Source organism: Sphingobacterium psychroaquaticum (assembly GCF_004421025.1).
Classification (GTDB): Bacteria; Bacteroidota; Bacteroidia; order Sphingobacteriales; family Sphingobacteriaceae; genus Sphingobacterium; species Sphingobacterium psychroaquaticum.
Map to the genome: position 1 here is coordinate 2,214,530 of NZ_CP038029.1, position 21,818 is coordinate 2,236,347.

A 21,818-nucleotide genomic window follows, 5' to 3' on the forward strand; every position below is an offset into this window, starting at 1 on the left:
AACAGATGAAAAAAATAATATTCGTATGTGTAGGCTTCTGCCTACACATCTCTTTGTGTGCTCAAGGAATTGTTTTTGAGCAGGATAAGTCGTGGAAGGAAGTCCTAGCGCTAGCGAAAAAACAAGGGAAATCGATCTTTGTGGATGCTTACACCACATGGTGTGGCCCCTGTATCCAGATGGATAAGGAAGTGTTTCCATTGCCCGAAGTCGGGTCTTTCTATAATAGTAAGTTTATTAATTATAAGCTGCAGATGGATAAAACGAAGAAGGATACCGAAGCTATTCGGGGTCGTTATGTCGATGCCGCTTGGTTTGAGCAAACGTTCCAGATACGCTCTTATCCCTGTTATCTCTTTTTCGATAGCAATGGAAATCTAATACATCAATCGGGAGGCGGGAATCTAAGTGGAGAAGCTTTTGTTACTATTGGTAAGGAGGCGTTAGATCCGGCAAATACCGTCGTAAATATGCACAAGCTTTACCAGGAAGGGAACCGTTCGGCAACATTTATAAAGAACTATATTCAGAAAATGGCTGCGGCAAATGATCCTCAGGTAGAAACGGTTGCTCAAGCATTTATTGATAGTCAAACGAACCGTTTTTCAGCAGATGCGGTAGATATCATGATGTATCTGACTTATGGTAGTGATAGTCCTTATTTTAAGCAGTTACTGGCGAACAAGGAACAATTCATCGCTGCAAAGGGAAAAGAGAAGGTAGATCGATATTTTTCGCGTGTTATCGATGCGGGGATCACAGCTCGTGCCATAAAAACTAGTGCAGATGCGACTAGTGGAAAGATGATAACGCAGGTTGATGAAGCGGGATTATATAGTTATTTCTTACAGTTTTACAGACCCGAAGAAGCACGCTTACAAACCGATTTTAATGTAGCAAAGTTTGCGAAGCTTTTTGATCCAGAACGTTCTTACCGTAAGGCAAAAGAGTTGTTGCAACAGGATCTTCGTCAAAAACTGACGCTCTCACAGCTTCACCAATTAGGTAATATGGTGCTTCGTGATGGTGTGGATAAGGCGGATGTAGAATTGGTTTTTGATGCGGTTAAGGCGTATAAGGAGACGGATGAACTACAGAACTTGCAGCTGTTTTGTAAGCTGTACCACTTTAAGGGCGACCAGGCACGGAGCTTACAGTATGCAGAGCGAGCTATGGATAAATTGGAAAAATCAAGACCTGACTATGTACGTGTTCCGGCGACGGAGTTTGTGCAGAAGATTATTGTTGTGATGCCGACACCTAAACTTGTTACCAACTAAAATGAGAAGAAGCAAACTAAAATATGGTATAAGGATGTTGTTTATCACATTTTTATCCGTAATGACGGTGCAGGCGCAAACCATGGAGCTGCCATCAAAGCTGGAGAGTTCATTTCGGTTTATGGGTGGGTTAATGTTTGTTGAGGCGCAGGTAAATGGGCAGACCGGGTGGTTTATGATGGATACAGGAAGTAACAGTTCTTTTGTTTTGAATAGTGTGTATTTTAAAGGAAACGAAACCGGACAGGAAGTTAAAGGTATGTCTGGCAGCCAACGTATTTTGAATGTTCAGGTAGACTCGTTAGTTTGGGGTGGTTTGCGTTTGGACCATATTATCTTGCCCGCCATGAATTTTTCAAGTATGGTAGCGGAGCCTGGTAAACCTATTTTGGGCTTGATTGGTAGTGGGTTTCTCCGTAATTATCAAATGCTGATGAATTTTGCGAGTCGGAAAATATGGTTAAACAAGCAGAGCACAACAATTACCGAGGTTGAAGGGTTAACACCGACCTTGAAGCTTCCTTTTTCGCTGGTAGGTGGCTTTCCTGTAGCTGAAGCCACTGTGAATGGGCGTGCGTACCGTTTTGTAATGGATACGGGAGCGACAGATAATATCCTAGATTCTTCCTTGGAAGATTCCATTCGAACTATTTGGCGAGAGAAGGCTGCGGTTACCATGCAAGATGCGGGTGCGGTGGGTCAAACGGTACGTCGCGGTAATCTACAGCGCTTAACGGTCGGTGGTCTCCAAATGGATGGGATTGAAATGTCGATCAGTAAATTGCCCCGGTTTGATATCGAAAACAATATCTATGGTATCCTAGGTTTTCACTTTTTTAAGTATTTCTTTGTGGACTTTAATTATATAGAAGGTTCCATCACTTGCTATGATATGAAGGAGGTTATGCCTAGAATGAAGTAGGTATTGTCTTTGCACAACGTACGTAAAAATTTGACTTGTATGGCGTCTCCTATAAAACGAAGACGCCATCGTTTTTTTAATGGATTATGGATTTTTATATTCTTTACAAATGCGTCATTTTAGTTAGTTTTGCCTAACTGTACTTATTATAAGAACAAAAACTAAAAACCAATAAACCACAAATACAATGATCCATGGCAATTAAGAAACCAAGTGAAATGAGCGATGCAGAGTTGGAAAAAAAAGAGTCTACGCTGAAAGGAATTATAATTGCCTTCGCGATCCTATCTCTGGTAACGCTTATCGTCGGGATATATTTGACTGTTTCTCATAAGAAATTTAATGCTGTTTTATCTGCTGGTATTTCTATTAATGTCTTTTACATCATATTTAACACGCAGCTTTCTGCCCTTAAAAAGGAAAAGAAATCTCGTGGCTTATAATGAAAACGTGCTTGTATAAAAACTTCACGTTAAGTTTACATTAACATCATGCTGCAATAATATTAGGTGCCTTTTTTTGTATCGTGTCGAAGAAAGTTTTTTTTGTGACAAATATTGTTGTTAATTTGTGGAATATTAATGGAACCAGCCGGGGAGGAGTTCATGTTAGTTAAGAAAAATATAAACCTAGATTTCAAAACCTTTTTCATGTCCTATAAAGATAAGGTATACAAGTATGCCTATCTGCACTTTAGGGATGAAGATACTGCGTCTGACATTGTGCAAGAGGCCTTCTCCAAGATATGGATGAAGTGGGATCAAATGGATATAAATCAAAATTATACAGCATACCTCTACAGTATTATGCGTAATCTTGTTTTCGATGAACTCCGAAAAAGGCAAGTACGTCACCAATATGCGACACTGAAGCAACTCGGTGTGGAACCAGAAGATAATTCAAATGAAGAACAAGTAGCCTTCAAGGATTTGGAAAAACTATATAAGGAAGCGATTTCCAAGCTTCCAAAATCCAGCTTGCAGGTGTACCGGATGAGTAAGGAAGATTTTTTAAAAAATAAAGAGATAGCCGATGAGTTGGGGATTTCCGTAAATACAGTACGCGAGCATATCGTGAAGGCAAATAAGTTCGTACGAAGCTATATTTTGGAACGTATGGGCATGTCACTTGCCGTTTTAATATTTTTTGATCTTTTTTAAAAAAACAACCGTCTTATAGGTGAGCTCAGCCGTATATAGTATATATGGCGAGTGAAAATAACAGTAACATGGATTTCAATCAACTGTACAAGAAGTACCTGTTGAACGAATTGTCCGACGCGGAACTTCAAACCTTTATGGATTTGTTGGCCGATGTAGATGAGGAGTGTGTATGGGAACTGGAAGAGGTGCTGGCATGCAGTGAAGGAGAAGAGTTGCTATCTCCGGAAAAAACAAACCTGATCTATGAACAAATAACAGGGGAGTCCTTGGTGTCTTCTCGTGTAAGCTTATGGCGTCGTTATAAATATTTATCCGTAGCGGCCATTTTTATTGCTTTTTTATTTTCATCTCTTTATTTCTGGAGACAGCAACAAGAGAATACATATGCTCCACAACAAGAGTTGCTGTCTATCCATAACCCCACTAAATTTGTAAAGTCTATTTTCTTGAAAGATGGTACAAAGGTCTTGTTAAAACAAGGATCACGTCTTGCCGTTTTATCAGACTTTGATAGTGATACGCTACGTCAGGTGAAGTTAGAAGGTGAAGCTTACTTTGAAGTGGCTAAAAATCAGGGTAAACCGTTCTGCATCGTAGAGTCAGGTGCTTTTGATGTACGTGTTCTAGGAACTGCATTTAACTTTACTAATTCCACGGATCAAAATAAACTCGTTTTAAACCATGGTAAAGTTCGTGTCGCACATGGGGAGAAACAAAGTCTTGTGCATCCTGGCGAAGAAATCTCTTACAATGCGAAAACATTAGATTTTGATAAGCATTTGGTCGATACTGTTGCCTCTAATTTGTGGACATACTCCTTATTAACATTTGAAAAAGAACCACTCATCCATATTTTTGATGATCTTAATAGCCTATATCCGGAAGCTAAACTGCAATTAAAAGAAGCCTATAAAGGCGAAATTTTTACTGGATATTTGCCGGCCAATGACCTCGATAAATCCCTTGTAATCTTAAACAAAGCATTCAATATCACCATTATTTCTAAACGCTGATTTTATGAAAAGAAGCAAACATTATTACAAAGCCATGGGAGGGGCTTTCCTCTCGTTATTTTTGGGAAGCCAGGCTATGGCCAATTCCTCCTTGCAGATTGACGGTATTGGTACTGTGATTGCGAAAATGGAAAAGAAGCTGAATGTAAAATTCGGTTACGATGCCTCTATTTTCAATCAAAAAGTAAACGGTAATGTCAACCTCAATGAGCTCAACACGGGGAATGTTGAGCAATTCGTGCGTACCATTTCCAACAATGAACTTACGGTAAACAAAATTGATGAAAAGCTCTATGTAATAGCCAAACGTACGGGTAAGTCTACAGCTTCTGTTGGTACAGCATCAAAAGTCGTGAGCCAGCAGGAGATTCGCGGAAAAGTTGTGGATCAGCAAACAGGGACAGCCATTGCTGGTGTAAACGTACGTGTTCTGGGTACGACAAACGTAACTAATACTGACGCAGATGGTAGCTATGTTTTGCGTAATGTAGGACAGGATGTAATGCTTCAGTTTTCGATTGTAGGATACAATGCTGTTGTTGTGAAAGCTACAGAAGCATCTACTGTACGTTTAGAAAGTTCATCCGCTGCATTAGAAGAGGTGGTTGTAACAGCTTTAGGTATTAAACGGGAAAAGAAAGCGCTCGGTTATGCGACGCAGAATATTAGTGGAAGCGAGCTGGCAAAGGTGAAAGGTGTCGATGTAGGAACAACCTTGACGGGTAGAATCTCTGGCGTACGTGTTCGTAACAGTACGGAGTTTAATGCCGTGCCTGAAATTCTATCACGAGGCTTAGCGCCTATTCTCGTAATTGATGGGGTGTTATATGAAAATATGACGCTTCGTGAAGTACCGGTAGATAACATTTCGGATATGAACATTCTTAAAGGAGCTGCTGCTGCTGCCCTTTATGGTGAGCGTGGTCGTGGTGGTGCAATTATGATTACCACGAAGAAAGGACTGGCTGAGAAAGGAACTGAAGTGAGTGTGAGTACCAATAATATGTTCTTCTCCGGATACCTGGCGTTACCTAAAGTACAACAATCTTACTCTTCAGGTGAAGGAGGTAAGTTTAATAATAATGACTTTGTCTGGGGAGATCGACTCGATATCGGAAAGGTTTATTCGCAATGGAATCCTATTACGAAACAACGCGAAGATATGCCTTTGGTATCTGCCGGTAAAGATAACTTTAAGAACTTTTTGGTCCCTGGGTTTATAAGCAATAACTCCGTTAGTTTTACCAATCAAGGTGAACATGGTAGTATTCGTACCGCTATTAACCACATCATTAACAAAGGGCAGTATCCGAACCAGAAGCTTAATCTAACGAACATCACCGTTACGGGAACAACGAAGCTAGGCGAAAAATTAGATTTAGAGACAAGTATCGGTTACAATAGAAATGCATCTAGTACGAATTTTGGACAGGGATACAACGATCAGGGTTATATCTATAATCTTTTGGTGTGGACGGGACCGGAGTACGATGTACGTGATTACAAAGACTATTGGTTAGTAAAGGATCAATCCCAAAATTGGATGTATAATGGCTGGTATGATAATCCGTATCTCATAGCTTACGAAAAAATCACACCCGAAACGATTAATAAAATCAATGCCGCAGTAACCTTAAATTATAAAGTGACAGATTGGGGTAAGTTTATTGTCCGTACAGGTTATGATTATTTTGGTTCGGAGAAAATTCAGCGCAACCCAATCGGGATCTACGGTACACGGGGTGGTTTTAAAGACTATGGTGGATTTAGCAGTAGAGGAAAGTACCAAAATGGTAAAGACGATGGCTTTAGCTCCAATACAGACGTGATCTTTACAGCAAACAAGAAATGGGGTGATTTTGCAGTAGATGGTTTAGTAGGGGGGGCTATGCTGTATAGTTTGCGTAAAGGATCAGTGTTTTCGACAACCAACGGTTTGTCTATTCCAGGTTTTTATTCCTTAACAAACTCGGTAGATCCCATTAGTACGCTACAGACGCGAAGAGAGTTAATGACAAGCTCGTTGTATAGCCGTTTGTCCTTCTCTTGGAGAAATGCGATATTCTTGGAGGCAACTGGCCGTAATGAATGGTCATCGGCTTTGTCGAAAGAGCAACGTTCTTACTTCTATCCATCCTTGTCTGCGAGTGCGACATTGACCGATCTATTTGATTTTAATTTATCGTGGTTAGACCAGTTAAAGGTTCGGGGCGCTTGGGTGCGCACGAAACGTACCCCTGATCCTTATGAAATTAACCAAGCTTATGTCATTAAGAATAATGTTTGGGATGGTCTGCCGCAGGCAACATACGGAACTGGTATTAAGGACTTTTCGATATCGCCGACACAAGATGATTCTTACGAGTTTGGTTTAGATTTTGCCCTTCTTAAGAATCGTATTTATGGTAATTATACCCGCTATTATCGCTTACGCATTAATGAAGTTACTTATGCGAAAATTTCGCAAATGACGGGGTTTGAAACGCGTTTGATCAATACGGAAGGACAAACGATGACTCGTGGACATGAGATTACGGTGGGTGGAGTACCGGTTAAGAAGGCGCACTTCAAATGGGATGTGATTGCTAACCTTTCGCAAAACTTGAATTATTTCCACAAACTTGATCCACAATATTCACTGGATGCCCTCTATGTGAAAAAAGGAATGCGTACCGATTATATTACCTCTAGCGATTGGGAAAGATCACCTTCGGGAGAGATTGTACACAACAGCTCAGGTATGCCGGTAACAGGTAAATATGCCGCGCACTTAGTGGGGTATTCGGATCCAAAATGGTTCTGGGGACTGACCAATCAGTTTCAATACCGGGACTTTAACTTCTCTTTCAGTATCGATGGACGTATAAAAGGAATGTCCTCATCGGGTATCAACGCACGCTTATGGCAGACGGGAGCTCACCCGGATTCGGATAATGAATATCGTTATGAAGAAGTTGTAAATGGGAAGAAAACGTTCGTTGGTCCAGGGGTGAAAATCTTATCGGGTGCAGTGTCTTATGATAAATATGGTCAAATTCTGGAAGATACGCGTGTATTTGCGGCAAATGATCAAACGGTATCGTATGAAGCGTATTGGAAGTCAGCATACGGTGGTCGTAGAAACCTATGGGACGAAACGTTTGTTAAGCTTCGTGAGGTCGCGGTCAGTTATACTGTTCCACAAACGATCACGTCACGCCTGAAAGCGTCTAAAGCAAGTGTTGGCTTGACAGGACAAAACTTATTCTTATGGACGAAGGAATATAAATTCTCAGATCCAGATACAGGTAAAGAAGATTTGAACTCGCCATCTATGCGTTACGTAGGTTTCAATATTAATTTGACATTTTAATTCAGTTAGCATATTTCTATATGAAAATGAAAAAAAGATATTTAGCAATCGCTTTCTTGGCTGCACTACAATCCGTAGGATGCTCTAAGTTTGATGAAATAAATAAGAATCCGGAGACTCCAGAGAAAGTAAAATCTTCGATGATTGCGACACGCGTTATTATCCATATCGCGAATCAGCCGGGCCAAAAGGATTTTATGCGTCCTTATTTTCTGACCAAAGCAATCACTTGGGGAGAGATGGCGGATCAGAACTATCAGTTTAATTCCCTTGGTACACAGACTATGTCTCTTGTAGGCTTGAATGATGTGCAGTATATGGTGGATTATGCCGGAACAGAGAAGTTAAAGAGCTCTTATAAAGCTTTGATGCATTTTGCTCGTGCTTTTCGCTTTTATGAACTGACCATGGCATTAGGGGATATTCCATATAAAGATGCATTGGTAGGAGAATCTGACAAGGTTTATTTTCCAAAGTATGACACCCAAAAAGATGTCTTTTTAGGAATCCTTAACGAATTGGAACAAGCTGATGCACTTTTTGCGGCCGGTGATAAATTTGAGGGAGACCCCATGTTTGCTGGTGATCTTACTAAATGGCGTAAGTTGACCAATAGCTTTGCATTGAGTATTTTAATACAATTGAGCAAGAAGGCTGATGATGCCGATCTTAAAGTCAAGGAACGCTTTAATACGATTTTTACCTCGAAGCCGATATTTGCATCGAATGCGGATAACTTCCAGTTAATCCGTTCGGATAAAAGCGGACAGGCATATCCATTTTATAAAGTGGGGAATAACAACCTGATCTACCCCATTGTATCAGACGAGATTATAGATCGCTTGAAAGCAACGAAAGATCGTCGTTTATTTTACTACGCAAAACCTTCTCCAGTTAAAATTTCTGGAGGTATGAACGCGACAAACTATGACGCGTATGTAGGGGTAAGTCCTTCGTTGACTTACGGTGATCTCGCAACAGTTCGAGCAAGTAACGATTATTCGAAGCTGAACGATCGTTATACGGAAATCCCGACGGGTGAACCGACACAGCAGTATTCGTATGCACATATGTGTTTTGTCATTGCGGAAGCGGCCACACGTGGCTGGGTTGCACAATCGGATGTAGAATGGTACAAAAAAGGAATAGAGGCAGGTATGAAGTTTATTGTTGATAATACGCCAAATACAAGCCAGTTCCATCAAGGGATGCCGATGGATCAGAGCTATATTACGACTGCTGTTAATGCGTATGGGGCAACTTTTCCAACTGCACTAGATAAGAAGATCGAGGCTATTATTACGCAGAAGTTCTTGGCTAGCTTTCTACAAGGACGTATTACACCGTATTATGATTACAGACGTACGGGGTACCCGAAATGGAAGATTAACCCTGCGTCAAGTTTAAATGTAGATGCACCGGATAAGATTCCTACACGCTGGCGCTACCCGGCTGTTGAGTTTGAACAGAACGGCGCTAATGTTGGAGAGGCTTTGCAACGACAATATAACGGAACTGATGATCCGAATCAGTTGATGTGGATATTAAAGTAACAAAATAAAAGAGGCTGTTAAACAGCCTCTTTTATTTATGCTATAGCGCTTTGGGTAATTTTATCAATGGCTTGTACCATACGCTTCAGTTTCACTTCTTCGGTTTTAGCAAGATAGATCCACTCCAAGATCTCTCTTTTCTCTCGTTCGGAATATCCGAGAAAGCACGTGTAGGCCTGTGGAATATCCCTTAAACAAAGCTCAAGCTCTTCTTGTATTTGTGACGGAATTTTATCTTCGTAGAGCGTAATATGAACCAGATCGCCGATTTGTTTCTTAATTTTCTTTCTGACCTGCGCATTGACGGGAAGAAAAAGTACGCCATTTCCCATAGATTGAAGATTATACTTCTTTATTTCGTGACCTTCGATTGTTCCCGATACCCGGAGCCAACCAAATGCTGTATTCTTCGAAGGTGCTAATTCTGGGAGCCGTACATAGGTCCATCCGCATTTGTTCATTTCTTTTTCAAGAACAAATGCTTTATCGACTAAAGGCTTGTCTTTTATCATAACTGTCTTTTTGCGTGCGTTAAGAAATCGCGGTATGATATAACAATCAATACGAGCGACCTCTATTTTAATCTTATTCAAAGATATAGACAGGCCATGACAGCTTTATGTCAGGAGCGTTATGTAAAGAAGACCTGAATGATCTATTTCTTATATTTCCTACTGGTATAGATGATGTATGCCGTTCCCACTATGGTTGGAGCGATCCATACAATGGTGCTTCCAATGTGTAGTCCTGCAACGAGAAATGCGGTAAATGACGCTATAAGTGCACCAACCATCCGGCCGATATGACTTAAGATTCGTGCATTCTTCCGTTCTTTAAATTGTCTATAGATCTTAAAATCATTGGTCGCCATAAAACTTCCCAGAATACCAAAGAAAAGGTAAAGTATTGAATTTTCAATTTTTTGGATCAAACCCAATACACCGAGGCTTAACATAATTAGAGCAATGATAAGCATGCCTACAGATATAATTTTATCAATAGCATGAGCTTTGGTTTTATACTTGGGATTAAAAGTAAGTGCCCTATTTCCTGATAAAATCATGTAAATAGTAAAAATGCCAATCAGCAATAGAAAAGTATTCTCATGGTTGGGCATAAGCGCAATAATCAAGGAAAGTAGGGAGCTTAACAGCATGGAATAGGTAAAGACCTTACCAGCCTTTTTATGTGGTGATCCTCCTTTTTTTACAATAACACTTATAAAACCAGTGAAAAGGCCCAAACCTCCAAAAAAAGCATGGGTATAGATGAGTACGGTGGCAATTTGTTCCATAATATAACTTCAGTTAGTAATTGAAGGCTTCTTTTCTTGTACTAAATAGATTTAATATGGCGACAAAAGTAATATTTTGGATTCGTTTTCTATAACCTTTACCGCTTCGTCTGGAATAAATAAAAAAAATAATGAACGTTTGTTTATTTCTTGTGTTCTCTATATATACACTAAAGATTTAATAATATGGACTCATTAGATTTAAAAGGAAGATGGAACGTTTTGAAAGGTAAGGTAAAACAACAATATGCTGACTGGACAGACGATGATTTACTATATGTTGAAGGTAAGGAAGATGAACTTTATGGACGTCTTCAAAAAAAGACAGGTAAAACACGTGAACAGGTTCAAGATTGGTTAAATGATCTGGACAAGCAATAGCCTTTCCGAGTAAAGAGAAAGAGCAGCCTGAAAGGGTTGCTCTTTTTTTATTTTACGCATACGAAGTGTGCCGCAGTACAAATTGGTTTTTAGAGGCCATCAGCAGGAACAAATACCTTACCTTTTATGATATCTAATCTGTCGTCCTTTTCCATTTGTCGGATTGCGCGAATTACTGTCTCTACCCGAAACCCAATCATGTTAGCCAGCTGCTGGCGGGTCAACATTAATCGACGACACTCTTCGCAAATAAATTGATGATGTAAGTTGAAGTATGTAATGAGCTGCGATACAATGTATACAGGGTCGTTATTGGCGAGTAATTCGGTTAGAAAAAACTTAAACCTTAGTTTCTGAACCACACTTTTTGTAAAAGCAAAATGTAAATCAGGATTCTCTTCTAAAATTTGTCTGAAGTTAGTTAGACCAATCTTTATTACGGTTGCAGGTGTGTCTGCAATTGCGGTAGCAGCATAAGCGTCTCCATCAAATAAAGGCAATTCGCCAAACGCTTCATTGGGTTCGACCACGCTATGAAGGACTTCTTTACCATCATCCAACACATTGCACCAACGGATTCTGCCAGAAACTAATTGATGGTAAAAGACCGCGCGTGTCCCACATTGAAAAATGGTCTCACCCGGTGACAGCTTTTTATAAACAGCTCCCTTTTCTAATAACATCTTTATTGGAATCATGGTCTCAAATTGTCCGTGTTTTCTACCCCATTTGGAATACTAAACAAAGGTATTTTAATAGGATAATACAAATATTGACGTGCGTCACAAATTCCTATAATAACAATCATTAATGTGGTAATATGCTTTAACACAGTTGATTATGTTTTGTTTTTGTAGCTATAATCACTTTATGATTGCACGCATAAAATGAGGAATATGGTCAAACTACATTTGTATATGAACTAAGAAATAATCAGTAGAATATGAACGATTTAAAAAAGACAAAATGAAAAAGCTTATGTATCTATTCGCCGTCTGCATGTTAATTTATGCATGTTCACAAGGCAACAACAGCGGTCAGGATCAAGCGGCATCCACGGACGCTACAACGAGCGCCAGCCCTGCAGCTACTTCGGGGTACGACCCCAAACGTGGCGAAGGAAAATACGATAAAGTTGAAGTAGGAGACAAATTAGATGCAGCCATGGCGGCCAAAGGTGAAACCGTAGCGAATTTAAAATGTGCGAGCTGCCACAAATACTCCAAAGAGAAGTTGGTAGGACCAGGATGGTCTGGGGTTTCAAAAAAACACAAACCTGAATGGATAATGAACTTTATCACTAATCCCGATGCTATGATCGATAAAGATCCGGAATTACAGGCCCAGTTAGAAATTTGCCTTGTGCGGATGCCCAATCAAAATCTATCGGAGGAAGATGCACGTAACATCTTGGAGTTTATGCGTAAAAATGACGGTGTACAATAAGGTCTTACTTCATGCTTAAGTACGCCAATTATCCTTACAAATTCAGTATAACATATTATGAAGACTAAAAATTTTCTGGTGAGTGCGGCGATAGTACTTGCCGTAACCATGGGCTTTCAAGCCTGCAAACCCAAAGGAACACAAAGTGCTGTAAGCGGTAATGCAGCTGAAAAGACATACGTTGCACCTGGACAGTATGATGAGTTCTACAGCTTTGTATCGGGTGGTTTTAGTGGTCAATTATCGGTATATGGTCTTCCTTCGGGGAGGTTGTTACGTGTTATTCCCGTCTTTTCCTTAGACCCAGAAAAGGGGTGGGGATTTAGCGAAGAAACGAAACCCATGTTAGAAACATCACACGGAAGCGTGCCATGGGATGATCTACACCACGTTCAATTGTCTAAGACAGACGGTGAATATGATGGCAAATGGGTGTTTGTAAATGCTAATAACACACCACGTATTGCTAGGGTTGATCTTACTACGTTTAGGACCGCAGAAATATTGGAATTACCCAATAGCGGTGGTAATCACTCGTCGCCATTTATTACACAAAACACGGAATATGTAGTAGCAGGTACCCGCTTTAGTGTTCCTCCAGATGGTGAAAAGAGTGATATGTCGATCGAGAAGTTTAAAGAAAACTTTAAAGGTACATTAAGTTTTGTGCGTGTTAACAAAGAAAGCGGTAACATGGATATCGCGTTCCAGATTGAAACGCCAGGTGTTAATTATGACTTAAGTCGTGCCGGTAAAGAGGCTTCTCACGGATGGTTTTTCTTCTCTACGTATAATACAGAACAAGCCAATACATTACAAGAAGTAAACGCATCTAAAAATGATAAGGATTTTATCTTGGCAGTGAATTGGAAAAAGGCTGAAGAGTATTTGAAAGCCGGAAAAGGAAAGAAGGTAAGTAATGTTAAATATGCACACAATGTTTACGATGAGCACTCACATACTTCGAAATCAACCATAAAGAATGAGGTTATCGTATTGAACTCAGCGGAATTGGAAGGTTTGTGTTACTACATTCCTTGTCCGAAGTCTCCGCATGGTGTCGATATTGACCCAACTGGCGAGTACATTGTAGGAAGCGGCAAGTTGGCGGCATTAATTCCTGTTTTTTCATTTACGAAGATGCAAAAAGCGATTAAAGACAAAGCTTTTGAAGGCACTTTTGAAGGTATTCCTGTCATTAAATATGAAGCAGCATTACATGGCGAGGTTCAAAAACCTGGTTTAGGGCCATTACATACCGAGTTTGATGGAAAAGGAAATGCAATTACTTCGTTCTTTGTTTCTTCTGAACTCGTAAAATGGAATATTAAGGATCTTAAGGTGCTCGATCGCGTACCGACTTATTACTCTGTGGGACACTTAATGATTCCTGGTGGAGATACAAAATCGCCTGATTCGAAGTATGTCGTTGCTTTCAACAAGATTACAAAGGATAGATTCTTACCTACTGGGCCAGAATTGGCACACAGTGCCCAGTTATATGATATTTCGGGGGATAAAATGCAATTGATACTTGATTTCCCAACAATCGGTGAGCCGCATTATGCACAAGCGGTACGGGCGGGAAAAGTAAAAGATAAATCGCTAAAGATCTACAAATTGGAGGCCAACAAGCATCCGCATTTTGCAAATGGAGAAGCTGAAGCACGCGTGGAACGAAAAGGGAATAAGGTACATGTATACCTAACAACTATCCGCTCGCACTTTACACCGGATAAAATTGAAGGTGTACAACTGGGGGATGAGGTATATTTCCATGTTACAAATATTGAACAAGATTGGGATATGCCACATGGATTTGCAATCAAAGGCGCTAATAACGGAGAATTGCTGGTGATGCCAGGCGAGACTCAAACGTTAAAATGGGTACCAGATCGCATAGGAATATTTCCGATGTATTGTACAGATTTTTGTAGTGCGCTACATCAGGAAATGGCGGGCTATGTACGCGTATCTCCAAAAGGTAGTAATGTGCCTTTATCTTTCGGAACCGGAGATAAAATGACAACTAAATAGAAAGATCGTGAAGAACCTACCCATAAAAGCAATCCATCGTGCGATGCTAGTCCTTTCAGGACTAGCATTAGTACTCACGCTTATATTGCCTATTTGGCGAATCGAGCTTGATGCAGCACAATATCCCGAGGGCTTGGAACTGCTCATTTATAGCCATAAGCTTGATGGACAAGTCGACATTATAAATGGTTTGAATCATTACATCGGCATGAAGACCTTGCATGCAGACGATTTCGTTGAGTTCACGGTACTACCGTATATATTGGCGGCTTTTGCCCTTGCCTTTATTGCGGTAGGAGCGCGTGGAAACCGACGGAGCATGCAAGTGTTGTTCATCTGCTTTGTCGTGTTTGGCGTAGTAGCTATGGTCGATTTTTGGGTTTGGGAGTATAATTATGGGCATGATTTGGATCCCAATGCGCCTATCAAAGTGCCCGGAATGGCCTATCAGCCACCACTCATTGGATTTAAGCAGCTCTTAAACTTTGGTGCTTACTCCATTCCTGATAGTGGAGGATGGATTATTGTTGCGACGGGCCTAATACTTCTATACTGTGTTGTTGCAGAGTGGAAAAGAAATAAAACAAAAATATCAATATGATTATGAATGTAATAAAATATACATCACACCTCCTTGTTTGTCTTTTGTTGGTACTGGGCATGCAGGCTTGCAGTGCCAATGGACCAAAACCCATCAAGTACGGTAAAGATCAATGCGTGTACTGTAAAATGACGATCTCCGACGCGCGATTTGGGACACAACTGTTGACAAAGAAAGGTCGCGCTTACAATTTTGATGATGTTTCGTGTATGATCGCTTTTTCAAAAGAAGGTCAGGTGGGGCCGGAAGACATCGCACACCTCTATGTGCCCGATTATCATACGAAAAAACTATATCCTGTTACAGCGTTATTTTTCTTAAAAAGCGAACAGTTAAAAAGTCCGATGCGTGGTGATATTGCCGCATTTAAGAACGAGTCAGATCTAAAGCATATGCAGGAAAAGATCGGGGGCGAACAGCTCACCTGGGAACAAATCTCTAAATAGATGTAATGAAAAGTTTCTATTTGTTAAAACAAGTTGTATTTACCTATCTGATGGTCTGTGGCAGCGTATATGCTGCGACCATCAAGGTAGGAAAGGAGCAGGTTATTAAATCCATTACCAAAGCAATTTCTTTGGCACAGCCAGGGGATACCATTCTTGTCGATAAAGGTAGGTACTCGGAAGGTACTATTACAATTGATAAACCGCTTACTTTAATCGGGAAAGCGTACCCTACGATTGATGGAAAAAAGAAATATGAACCTTTTTCGGTTAAGTCCTCGCATGTAACTATTCGGGGCTTTTTGGTAAAATCATCAGGTCATTCCTCGTTAACAGATATCGCTGGCATCAAAGTCTATAATACAACGAATGTCCGCATTGCTGATAACATCTTGGAAGATAATTTTTTCGGCGTTTATTTTCAAGCATCCAAAAACTGTATTGCGGAAAACAATAAGATTAAAGCTTATGGTTCCACCGAACAGTTGAGTGGCAATGGTATACACGCCTGGAAAAGCGATAGCCTAACTATTTTTAATAATACCGTAAAGGGACATAGGGATGGTATTTATCTCGAGTTTGTAACGCATACGAAAGTGGAGAAAAACCAGTCTACTAATAATATTCGCTACGGTTTACATTTTATGTTTTCGCACGATAACGCCTATCTCTATAATGAATTTACACATAATGGTGCAGGGGTGGCTGTTATGTATACCAAACGGGTCCGGATGCTATACAATACATTTAATGAAAATTGGGGCGATTCTGCATATGGGCTTTTGCTGAAAGATATTACAGATAGTGAAATAAGGCATAATAGATTTATTAAGAATACCACGGCAATCTTTATGGAGGGAAGCAACCGTATACATATAGAGAATAATCAATTGGAAAGCAATGGATGGGCGCTTAAGATCCAAGCCAGTTGCATGGATAATACCCTTGTAAGTAATAATTTTATCAATAATACTTTTGACGTCACGACCAATAATATGACATTGGCCGCTAATAATTTTAACCAAAATTATTGGGATAAATATGAGGGGTATGATTTGAATAAAGATGGCTTGGGAGACGTGCCATATCGACCTGTGAGCCTATTTTCAGTCATTGTTGAACAGTACCCTATGGCGATGTTATTGTTTCGCAGCTTTATGTCGAAACTGCTGGATCGTACCGAGCGTGTGATGCCAAGCTTGACACCAGAAAATTTAATGGATGAAAACCCTTACATGAAACCGCTAAATGTATGATAAAGACTGAAAAACTATCCAAGAAATTCGGGAAAATAAAAGTCCTTCAAGAAATCTCACTTCACCTTTGTCGGGGACAATGCGTGGCCTTGATTGGGCCTAATGGTTGTGGGAAAACAACCTTAATCAAGTCTATTCTTGGAATGGTTGTTCCTTCCAGTGGAACAATTATCGTACAGGATAAAAACATCAGCAACGCCTGGGCGTATCGTAAAAACATTGGATATATGCCGCAAATAGGTCGCTATCCGGATAACATGACGATTGGTCAGATATTTGACATGATGCAGGATATCCGTGGCGAGAAGGCCGGGCAGTTGGATATGGATTTATATGAATCCTTTCAGATGAAAGAACTGCTTAATAAGCGGATGGGAACGCTATCAGGAGGGACACGCCAAAAGGTCAGCGCTTGTATAGCTTTTATGTTTAAACCCGAAATTTTAATACTCGACGAACCTACAGCTGGATTGGATCCTATATCGACAGAAATCCTTAAGGAAAAAATACAACGCGAACGTGCGAACAATAAATTAATTATTATTACCTCCCATATCTTGAGCGATCTGGATGAGCTCGTTTCTGAAATTGTATACATGGAAGAAGGGCAACTACGATTCCACAAAACCATTGAGAGCTTGAAAGCAGACACTGAAACCGATAAGTTGGGAAAGGCTATTGCACACATTATGTTATCTTCAAAAACGACTGTACATGCTTAAAATTATTAAATACGTAATCAGTGATATCCTGCGTAGTCGAACAATAATTGCCTATATGGTTCTTCTCCTGGCCTTAGCATTTAGTGTGTTAGGTATGGAGAGTAATGCGGAGAAAGGTATTGTTAGTTTATTGAATATTGTACTCTTCGTAGTTCCTCTAGTGAGTATTATTTTTGCTACCGTGTACCTGTACAATAGCGCAGAATTTATTGAATTACTGGTAAGCCAACCGTTAAAACGTACAAAGATATGGGGAAGCATTTTTTTGGGATTATCAGGTGCTATCACATTAGCTTTTTTAATTGGAGTAGGGATACCTATCATTATTTTTGCATGGATTCCTTCCGGTATCCTCTTGTTGGTATGTGGGGCGGGTCTTTCAGCAATTTTTGTTTCTATTGCTCTGTGGACGGCCGTACAGATTCGTGATAAAGCGAAGGGTATTGGATTGGCCATCCTGCTGTGGCTATATTTTGCTTTACTATTTGATGCATTGGTCTTGTTTCTGATGTTCCAGTTCTCAGACTACCCGATTGAAAATGGCATGGTGGCATTAACCATGTTGAACCCTATTGATATAACACGTATTATTATCCTATTGGAGGTTGATCTATCGGCTATGATGGGGTACACCGGTGCTATTTTTCAAAATTTTTTCGGTACAGGTGGTGGAATGATTTTAACAGCTATCATCCTCCTATTATGGATTACCTTACCTTTCTTATTCTCTACTTTAAACTTTAAGAAAAAAGACCTTTAAAGATTTTTATCTACAGGATTGACAGCATTCTGACAATTTAAAATAAGCTTATGTGCACGCTCATAAAATACCGAATCCGCTCCTTGTAAATTTGTGTATGTCGAATTAGAAACGACAGAAATAGATTTCTTAACCAAATTCTTTATATAAAAACCATGATAAAGTCAGCAACATTGGATGTTACACAGATTGAACCAAGACTTAAACATCCGACAATTTTCGATCATTTTGATCGCCTGGACCAAGGGGAAGGTTTTGTGATTTTAAACGACCATGACCCCAAACCGCTATATTATCAGTTACTCGGTGAGCGGGGCAATATATTTACATGGGAGTATCTGGAGGATGGTCCGGAGTGGTGGCGTGTTCGAATCTTTAAGCCGGGAACCGTTTCAACAGGGGCGCCAACTGTAGGTGAGGTTGCAGCGAAGGATATCAAAAAAGCGGAGGTACTTAAAAAACTAGGTATTGATTTCTGCTGTGGCGGAAAGAAAACGCTGCGAGAAGCCGCGCAATCGATCGGGATGGCGGAACAACAATTAGTAGAAGCCTTGGAAAATGCACCTTGTGCTAGTTCTGCTTCGGCACAACATAATTTCAATGATTGGGATTTAGGTTTTCTGGCTGATTATATCGTCAATGTACATCACCGTTATATTCGAGAACAGGGACCAATTATAGAGCAATTGGCAGATAAAGTATCCGCAAGGCATGGTGCAGAGCACACGGAATTGTTTGATCTCGCTGAAGGCGTGCATGACTTTATGGGCGGATTGTATCAGCATATTGAACAAGAGGAAAAGAACTTATTTCCTGTTATAAAAAGCTTGGCTGTTGGTGTTCGTCCTCAAACGGAGGAGCTACAGGCCATTATTCGTTATATGAAAAGTGAGCATGAGCATGCTGGCGAGGAACTGCGTGAGTTTCGGCTTTTGACAAAGGATTACGAACTCCCTGAGAACGCCTGCAATTCATATACCTACTTATATACAAAGATTCAGGAATTTGAAAGCGATCTTTTTCAGCATATACACCTGGAAAATAATGTACTCTTTCCTAAAGTCACGGCATTATAGTAACAAACGAAATGATGTTAAAGATAAACCAGCAAACCCGGATATCCACCATCATCAAAGAAAATAAGGCGAGCATAGCGGCTATAGCCGCTATCGCTGTCCCATTTCAAAAGCTTAAAAATCCAATTTTAAGACACCTAATTGCACCCCGTGTGACTGTAGCTGATGTGGCATCGATTGGAGGATGTACTATAGAAGATTTTAGGCTCGCACTGGAACCGTTGGGTTTTGTGTTTGAGAAAGTGTGTGCCGGTGAGAATATGGTCGGTAGCCTTGTTAAAGGAGTGTACTCTGATGTGGTGCCAAAGCAAAGAGGGGAGAAAGAACCGGAGTGGTTTTCTAGTCTTCGGGACAGCACTGTCGATCGCTTCGATGTGCGGCAACATATAGCGAGGGGAGACGATCCGTTAAAAAGTATTTTGCAGCGCTATCGTGCATTACCGAACGAACATGCGTTATGTATTATTAATACATTTATTCCTTACCCTTTGTTGCTTGTGCTGGAGCGTCAGGGAGCGTCAAATTATGTGCAATCCAAAGCCGTTGATTTACATTATACGTGGTTTTTTAAAGCTGCAATTCCCGATATGCTGGGACATAGTTCCACTAATAGTCAAATCTGTATGCTCGGTCGTGAAAGCTTTGAACTACTTCTTGCGGAGTATTTGAGCGAACAAATTCTTGTTGTAGATGTTCGCGCATTGCCAATGCCAGAACCTATGGAGCGCCTATTGGAACATCTGTTGATCTTGAAGGAGGGACAGGTCTTGCATGTTTATCATAAGCGTATGCCATTGCATCTTTTGGAAGAGTTGGAACATAGTGGATTCGCTGTTCGAATTTGTGAGTACAATACGGACGATATCCGGCTGATTATTTATCATGATTCCCGTTAAACGAGCTGATATGGCCGATTTATTTATACATAGAGCTCCAAAGACTAGCGCTGTACTTCCGTTTTACGTGACGGCGGCATTATTCTTTTTTGGATGGAGTATCCTATTATTTTTGTCTGCCTCCGAGCTGACTGGTCACCATTTCAATCCACATATTTTAGCTATTGTACATGCTGTTGTATTAGGATGGGGAACTATGATTATTTTTGGAGCAGCCTATCAGTTAATTCCAGTACTGTGTGAGCAGGATCTCTTTAGCTATCGTTTGGCTTTTGTGTCCTTTTTATTCCTTACCGCTGGGAGTCTGATTATTGTTTGGTGCTTTTGGAACTTCTGGACTGGCAATCTATTGATTACGGGGGGAAGCTTGGTGGTAATCGCTGGTTGTTGTTACCTGTATAATGTTTGTGTCACGATAATTCGATCCGCCAATAGTACACGGTATCAGTATTTTATCATTAGCTCCGCTATTTGGTTTGTACTTACCGCAACCGCAGGATTATTGCTGGCGATTAATCTAACTTATAATTTTATTCCGCGTAACCACATGGATATGCTTAAGTTGCATGCACATGCAGGTATACTGGGCTGGTTTATGCAACTGATTTGTGGCGTCGGAGCAAAGCTGATTCCTATGTTTGTTCTGGGCAAAGTCAAAAATGATCGATTGCTTCATTTCTCACTCGCTTTCCAGAACTTAGGACTTGTCCTATTTATGGTGCATGGGTATTTTCGACAGATTGATGCAGGGACATGGGGCTATGTATTATTGGTTCTTATAGGTATTGGGCTATGGTTTGTATATATTGGACAAGCTATTCGGACACGCATCAGGAAGAAGATCGATTTGTTAATGAAGCAAGCGATCTATTCGCTGTATATCCCGGTGTTTGCATTGATATCCCTAGGCTTGACTTACCTTCTTAGTGATACGAAATGGGTCACGCTGTATGGCACCTTTGTTTTTCTGGGGTGGATCACGGGGTTAGTGATTGGTAAAACGTTTAAGACACTGCCTTTTATTGTCTGGAACAACCGCTATAAAGATGTGCACGGAGATGCGCGTATACCTTTACCTAAAAATCTATACAAGGAGCATCTTATTCGGTTGCAAACCTACTTTTTTGTATTCGCTTTACTGCTACTCTGCATAGCCATCGTGGTTAATCGAGAGGGGCTATTACAATTTGCAAGTGCTATTTGGGTGATCTTGGCTGCCCTTTACTGTTATAATGTTGGAACCGTTGTATTTCATCAATCAAAAGTAAAACCATGAAAATAGAACTAAACAAAGCGTACGCTAAAGAACAAATGAAGGCTCAGTTGGCCTTAATGCAGGTCATAGATCCGGAACTAGGTGTAAATATTATTGACCTGGGCTTGGTGTATAATGTGGACTGCTCCAGATCCAGCATCTTTGTTGTGACGATGACGTTTTCCACGCCACATTGTCCTTTAGGTGATGCCATCCAGCGCGGCGTCCACCATGCCATGTCGCATGCCTTTCCAGATTGTCTGATACAAATTGATATCGTTTGGGAGCCAGAATGGAACTTCGATATGATTACCGAGGCAGGTAAAGAGGCCCTCGGTATTCATTAGGCATTCTTATATTCTTTT

22 protein-coding genes are annotated in these 21,818 nt (G+C 40.4%); 19 read left to right on the top strand and 3 right to left on the bottom strand.

All coding sequences use genetic code 11. The features are described 5' to 3' along the window. Positions 1–5 precede the first annotated feature (5 nt). The 7 genes from E2P86_RS09325 (at position 6) to E2P86_RS09355 (ending at position 9,283) form a co-directional block, all read left to right on the top strand. On the top strand, positions 6–1,280 hold the full coding sequence (locus E2P86_RS09325; protein ID WP_134432616.1) for a thioredoxin family protein: 1,275 nt from the start codon (positions 6–8) through the stop codon (positions 1,278–1,280). 1 nt (position 1,281) lies between these two features. Continuing rightward, complete coding sequence (locus tag E2P86_RS09330; protein WP_134432618.1) at positions 1,282–2,202, top strand: aspartyl protease family protein; 921 nt, start codon at positions 1,282–1,284, stop codon at positions 2,200–2,202. A 194-nt stretch (positions 2,203–2,396) separates the two neighbouring features. After that, complete coding sequence (locus tag E2P86_RS09335) at positions 2,397–2,645, top strand: hypothetical protein (protein WP_134432620.1); 249 nt, start codon at positions 2,397–2,399, stop codon at positions 2,643–2,645. Positions 2,646–2,807: 162 nt separating this feature from the next. After that, positions 2,808–3,362: an RNA polymerase sigma-70 factor gene (locus tag E2P86_RS09340; protein WP_134434022.1), complete on the top strand. Its 555-nt coding sequence runs from the start codon at positions 2,808–2,810 to the stop codon at positions 3,360–3,362. A gap of 68 nt (positions 3,363–3,430) precedes the next feature. Then, positions 3,431–4,378 (top strand): FecR domain-containing protein, encoded by a 948-nt coding sequence (locus E2P86_RS09345; protein WP_166785181.1) that lies wholly within the window; start codon positions 3,431–3,433, stop codon positions 4,376–4,378. 4 nt (positions 4,379–4,382) lie between these two features. Then, positions 4,383–7,730, top strand: coding sequence for a SusC/RagA family TonB-linked outer membrane protein (locus E2P86_RS09350; protein ID WP_134432624.1), 3,348 nt, complete (start codon positions 4,383–4,385; stop codon positions 7,728–7,730). 26 nt (positions 7,731–7,756) lie between these two features. Next, entirely contained in the window at positions 7,757–9,283 is a 1,527-nt protein-coding gene (locus tag E2P86_RS09355) for a SusD/RagB family nutrient-binding outer membrane lipoprotein (protein ID WP_240775482.1), read from the top strand. A gap of 35 nt (positions 9,284–9,318) precedes the next feature. On the opposite strand, the gene E2P86_RS09360 is transcribed toward E2P86_RS09355, so the two are convergent. Continuing rightward, a complete protein-coding gene (locus tag E2P86_RS09360) occupies positions 9,319–9,795 on the bottom strand; it encodes a YdeI/OmpD-associated family protein (protein ID WP_134432628.1) in 477 nt (158 codons plus the stop codon). Between the two features lie 143 nt (positions 9,796–9,938). Further along, positions 9,939–10,577 carry a hypothetical protein gene (locus tag E2P86_RS09365; protein ID WP_134432630.1) on the bottom strand — a complete coding sequence of 213 codons (639 nt, stop codon included), beginning with the start codon at positions 10,575–10,577 and terminating at the stop codon, positions 9,939–9,941. 186 nt (positions 10,578–10,763) lie between these two features. On the opposite strand from E2P86_RS09365, the gene E2P86_RS09370 reads away from it, so the two are divergent. Next, the gene (locus E2P86_RS09370; protein WP_085471877.1) at positions 10,764–10,958 is read left to right on the top strand and encodes a CsbD family protein; all 195 of its coding nucleotides are present in this window, start codon (positions 10,764–10,766) and stop codon (positions 10,956–10,958) included. An 89-nt stretch (positions 10,959–11,047) separates the two neighbouring features. Here the strand turns inward: E2P86_RS09370 and E2P86_RS09375 are convergent, their stop codons facing one another. Then, on the bottom strand, positions 11,048–11,641 hold the full coding sequence (locus tag E2P86_RS09375) for a Crp/Fnr family transcriptional regulator (protein WP_159451814.1): 594 nt from the start codon (positions 11,639–11,641) through the stop codon (positions 11,048–11,050). A gap of 283 nt (positions 11,642–11,924) precedes the next feature. Between E2P86_RS09375 and E2P86_RS09380 the strand changes: the two genes are divergently transcribed. From E2P86_RS09380 to E2P86_RS09430, 11 genes are all read left to right on the top strand, one after another. Continuing rightward, a complete protein-coding gene (locus E2P86_RS09380; protein WP_085471875.1) occupies positions 11,925–12,404 on the top strand; it encodes a c-type cytochrome in 480 nt (159 codons plus the stop codon). A gap of 57 nt (positions 12,405–12,461) precedes the next feature. Further along, the gene (nosZ, locus tag E2P86_RS09385) at positions 12,462–14,441 is read left to right on the top strand and encodes a Sec-dependent nitrous-oxide reductase (RefSeq protein ID WP_134432632.1); all 1,980 of its coding nucleotides are present in this window, start codon (positions 12,462–12,464) and stop codon (positions 14,439–14,441) included. Positions 14,442–14,448: 7 nt separating this feature from the next. After that, the gene (locus E2P86_RS09390) at positions 14,449–15,042 is read left to right on the top strand and encodes a hypothetical protein (protein WP_240775483.1); all 594 of its coding nucleotides are present in this window, start codon (positions 14,449–14,451) and stop codon (positions 15,040–15,042) included. 2 nt (positions 15,043–15,044) lie between these two features. After that, positions 15,045–15,488: a nitrous oxide reductase accessory protein NosL gene (locus tag E2P86_RS09395; RefSeq protein ID WP_166785182.1), complete on the top strand. Its 444-nt coding sequence runs from the start codon at positions 15,045–15,047 to the stop codon at positions 15,486–15,488. Positions 15,489–15,493: 5 nt separating this feature from the next. Next, entirely contained in the window at positions 15,494–16,744 is a 1,251-nt protein-coding gene (locus E2P86_RS09400; protein WP_134432636.1) for a nitrous oxide reductase family maturation protein NosD, read from the top strand. Next, entirely contained in the window at positions 16,741–17,466 is a 726-nt protein-coding gene (locus E2P86_RS09405) for an ABC transporter ATP-binding protein (RefSeq protein ID WP_134432638.1), read from the top strand. The genes E2P86_RS09400 and E2P86_RS09405 overlap by 4 nt, the downstream gene beginning before the upstream one ends. Continuing rightward, the gene (locus E2P86_RS09410; RefSeq protein ID WP_134432640.1) at positions 17,459–18,226 is read left to right on the top strand and encodes an ABC transporter permease; all 768 of its coding nucleotides are present in this window, start codon (positions 17,459–17,461) and stop codon (positions 18,224–18,226) included. Before E2P86_RS09405 ends, E2P86_RS09410 begins: the two co-directional genes overlap by 8 nt. Before the next feature lie 155 nt (positions 18,227–18,381). Beyond that, positions 18,382–19,302, top strand: coding sequence for an iron-sulfur cluster repair di-iron protein (gene ric / locus E2P86_RS09415; protein ID WP_134432642.1), 921 nt, complete (start codon positions 18,382–18,384; stop codon positions 19,300–19,302). Positions 19,303–19,313: 11 nt separating this feature from the next. Continuing rightward, positions 19,314–20,198: a DUF2249 domain-containing protein gene (locus E2P86_RS09420; protein ID WP_134432644.1), complete on the top strand. Its 885-nt coding sequence runs from the start codon at positions 19,314–19,316 to the stop codon at positions 20,196–20,198. 10 nt (positions 20,199–20,208) lie between these two features. Then, positions 20,209–21,474, top strand: a complete 1,266-nt coding sequence (locus tag E2P86_RS09425) for a hypothetical protein (RefSeq protein ID WP_134432646.1) — start codon at positions 20,209–20,211, stop codon at positions 21,472–21,474. After that, complete coding sequence (locus E2P86_RS09430) at positions 21,471–21,800, top strand: metal-sulfur cluster assembly factor (protein ID WP_134432648.1); 330 nt, start codon at positions 21,471–21,473, stop codon at positions 21,798–21,800. Before E2P86_RS09425 ends, E2P86_RS09430 begins: the two co-directional genes overlap by 4 nt. The last annotated feature ends 18 nt before the right edge of the window (positions 21,801–21,818 follow it).

Excerpts from the sequence above, each read along its gene's own strand:
- E2P86_RS09325 (WP_134432616.1), top strand. The coding sequence starts at position 6 with ATGAAAAAAATAATATTCGTATGTGTAGGCTTCTGCCTACACATCTCT.
- E2P86_RS09330 (WP_134432618.1), top strand. The coding sequence starts at position 1,282 with ATGAGAAGAAGCAAACTAAAATATGGTATAAGGATGTTGTTTATCACA.
- E2P86_RS09335 (WP_134432620.1), top strand. The coding sequence starts at position 2,397 with ATGGCAATTAAGAAACCAAGTGAAATGAGCGATGCAGAGTTGGAAAAA.
- E2P86_RS09340 (WP_134434022.1), top strand. The coding sequence starts at position 2,808 with ATGTTAGTTAAGAAAAATATAAACCTAGATTTCAAAACCTTTTTCATG.
- E2P86_RS09345 (WP_166785181.1), top strand. The coding sequence starts at position 3,431 with ATGGATTTCAATCAACTGTACAAGAAGTACCTGTTGAACGAATTGTCC.
- E2P86_RS09350 (WP_134432624.1), top strand. The coding sequence starts at position 4,383 with ATGAAAAGAAGCAAACATTATTACAAAGCCATGGGAGGGGCTTTCCTC.
- E2P86_RS09355 (WP_240775482.1), top strand. The coding sequence starts at position 7,757 with ATGAAAAAAAGATATTTAGCAATCGCTTTCTTGGCTGCACTACAATCC.
- E2P86_RS09360 (WP_134432628.1), bottom strand. The coding sequence starts at position 9,795 with ATGATAAAAGACAAGCCTTTAGTCGATAAAGCATTTGTTCTTGAAAAA.
- E2P86_RS09365 (WP_134432630.1), bottom strand. The coding sequence starts at position 10,577 with ATGGAACAAATTGCCACCGTACTCATCTATACCCATGCTTTTTTTGGA.
- E2P86_RS09370 (WP_085471877.1), top strand. The coding sequence starts at position 10,764 with ATGGACTCATTAGATTTAAAAGGAAGATGGAACGTTTTGAAAGGTAAG.
- E2P86_RS09375 (WP_159451814.1), bottom strand. The coding sequence starts at position 11,641 with ATGTTATTAGAAAAGGGAGCTGTTTATAAAAAGCTGTCACCGGGTGAG.
- E2P86_RS09380 (WP_085471875.1), top strand. The coding sequence starts at position 11,925 with ATGAAAAAGCTTATGTATCTATTCGCCGTCTGCATGTTAATTTATGCA.
- nosZ (WP_134432632.1), top strand. The coding sequence starts at position 12,462 with ATGAAGACTAAAAATTTTCTGGTGAGTGCGGCGATAGTACTTGCCGTA.
- E2P86_RS09395 (WP_166785182.1), top strand. The coding sequence starts at position 15,045 with ATGAATGTAATAAAATATACATCACACCTCCTTGTTTGTCTTTTGTTG.
- E2P86_RS09400 (WP_134432636.1), top strand. The coding sequence starts at position 15,494 with ATGAAAAGTTTCTATTTGTTAAAACAAGTTGTATTTACCTATCTGATG.
- E2P86_RS09405 (WP_134432638.1), top strand. The coding sequence starts at position 16,741 with ATGATAAAGACTGAAAAACTATCCAAGAAATTCGGGAAAATAAAAGTC.
- E2P86_RS09410 (WP_134432640.1), top strand. The coding sequence starts at position 17,459 with ATGCTTAAAATTATTAAATACGTAATCAGTGATATCCTGCGTAGTCGA.
- ric (WP_134432642.1), top strand. The coding sequence starts at position 18,382 with ATGATAAAGTCAGCAACATTGGATGTTACACAGATTGAACCAAGACTT.
- E2P86_RS09420 (WP_134432644.1), top strand. The coding sequence starts at position 19,314 with ATGATGTTAAAGATAAACCAGCAAACCCGGATATCCACCATCATCAAA.
- E2P86_RS09425 (WP_134432646.1), top strand. The coding sequence starts at position 20,209 with ATGGCCGATTTATTTATACATAGAGCTCCAAAGACTAGCGCTGTACTT.
- E2P86_RS09430 (WP_134432648.1), top strand. The coding sequence starts at position 21,471 with ATGAAAATAGAACTAAACAAAGCGTACGCTAAAGAACAAATGAAGGCT.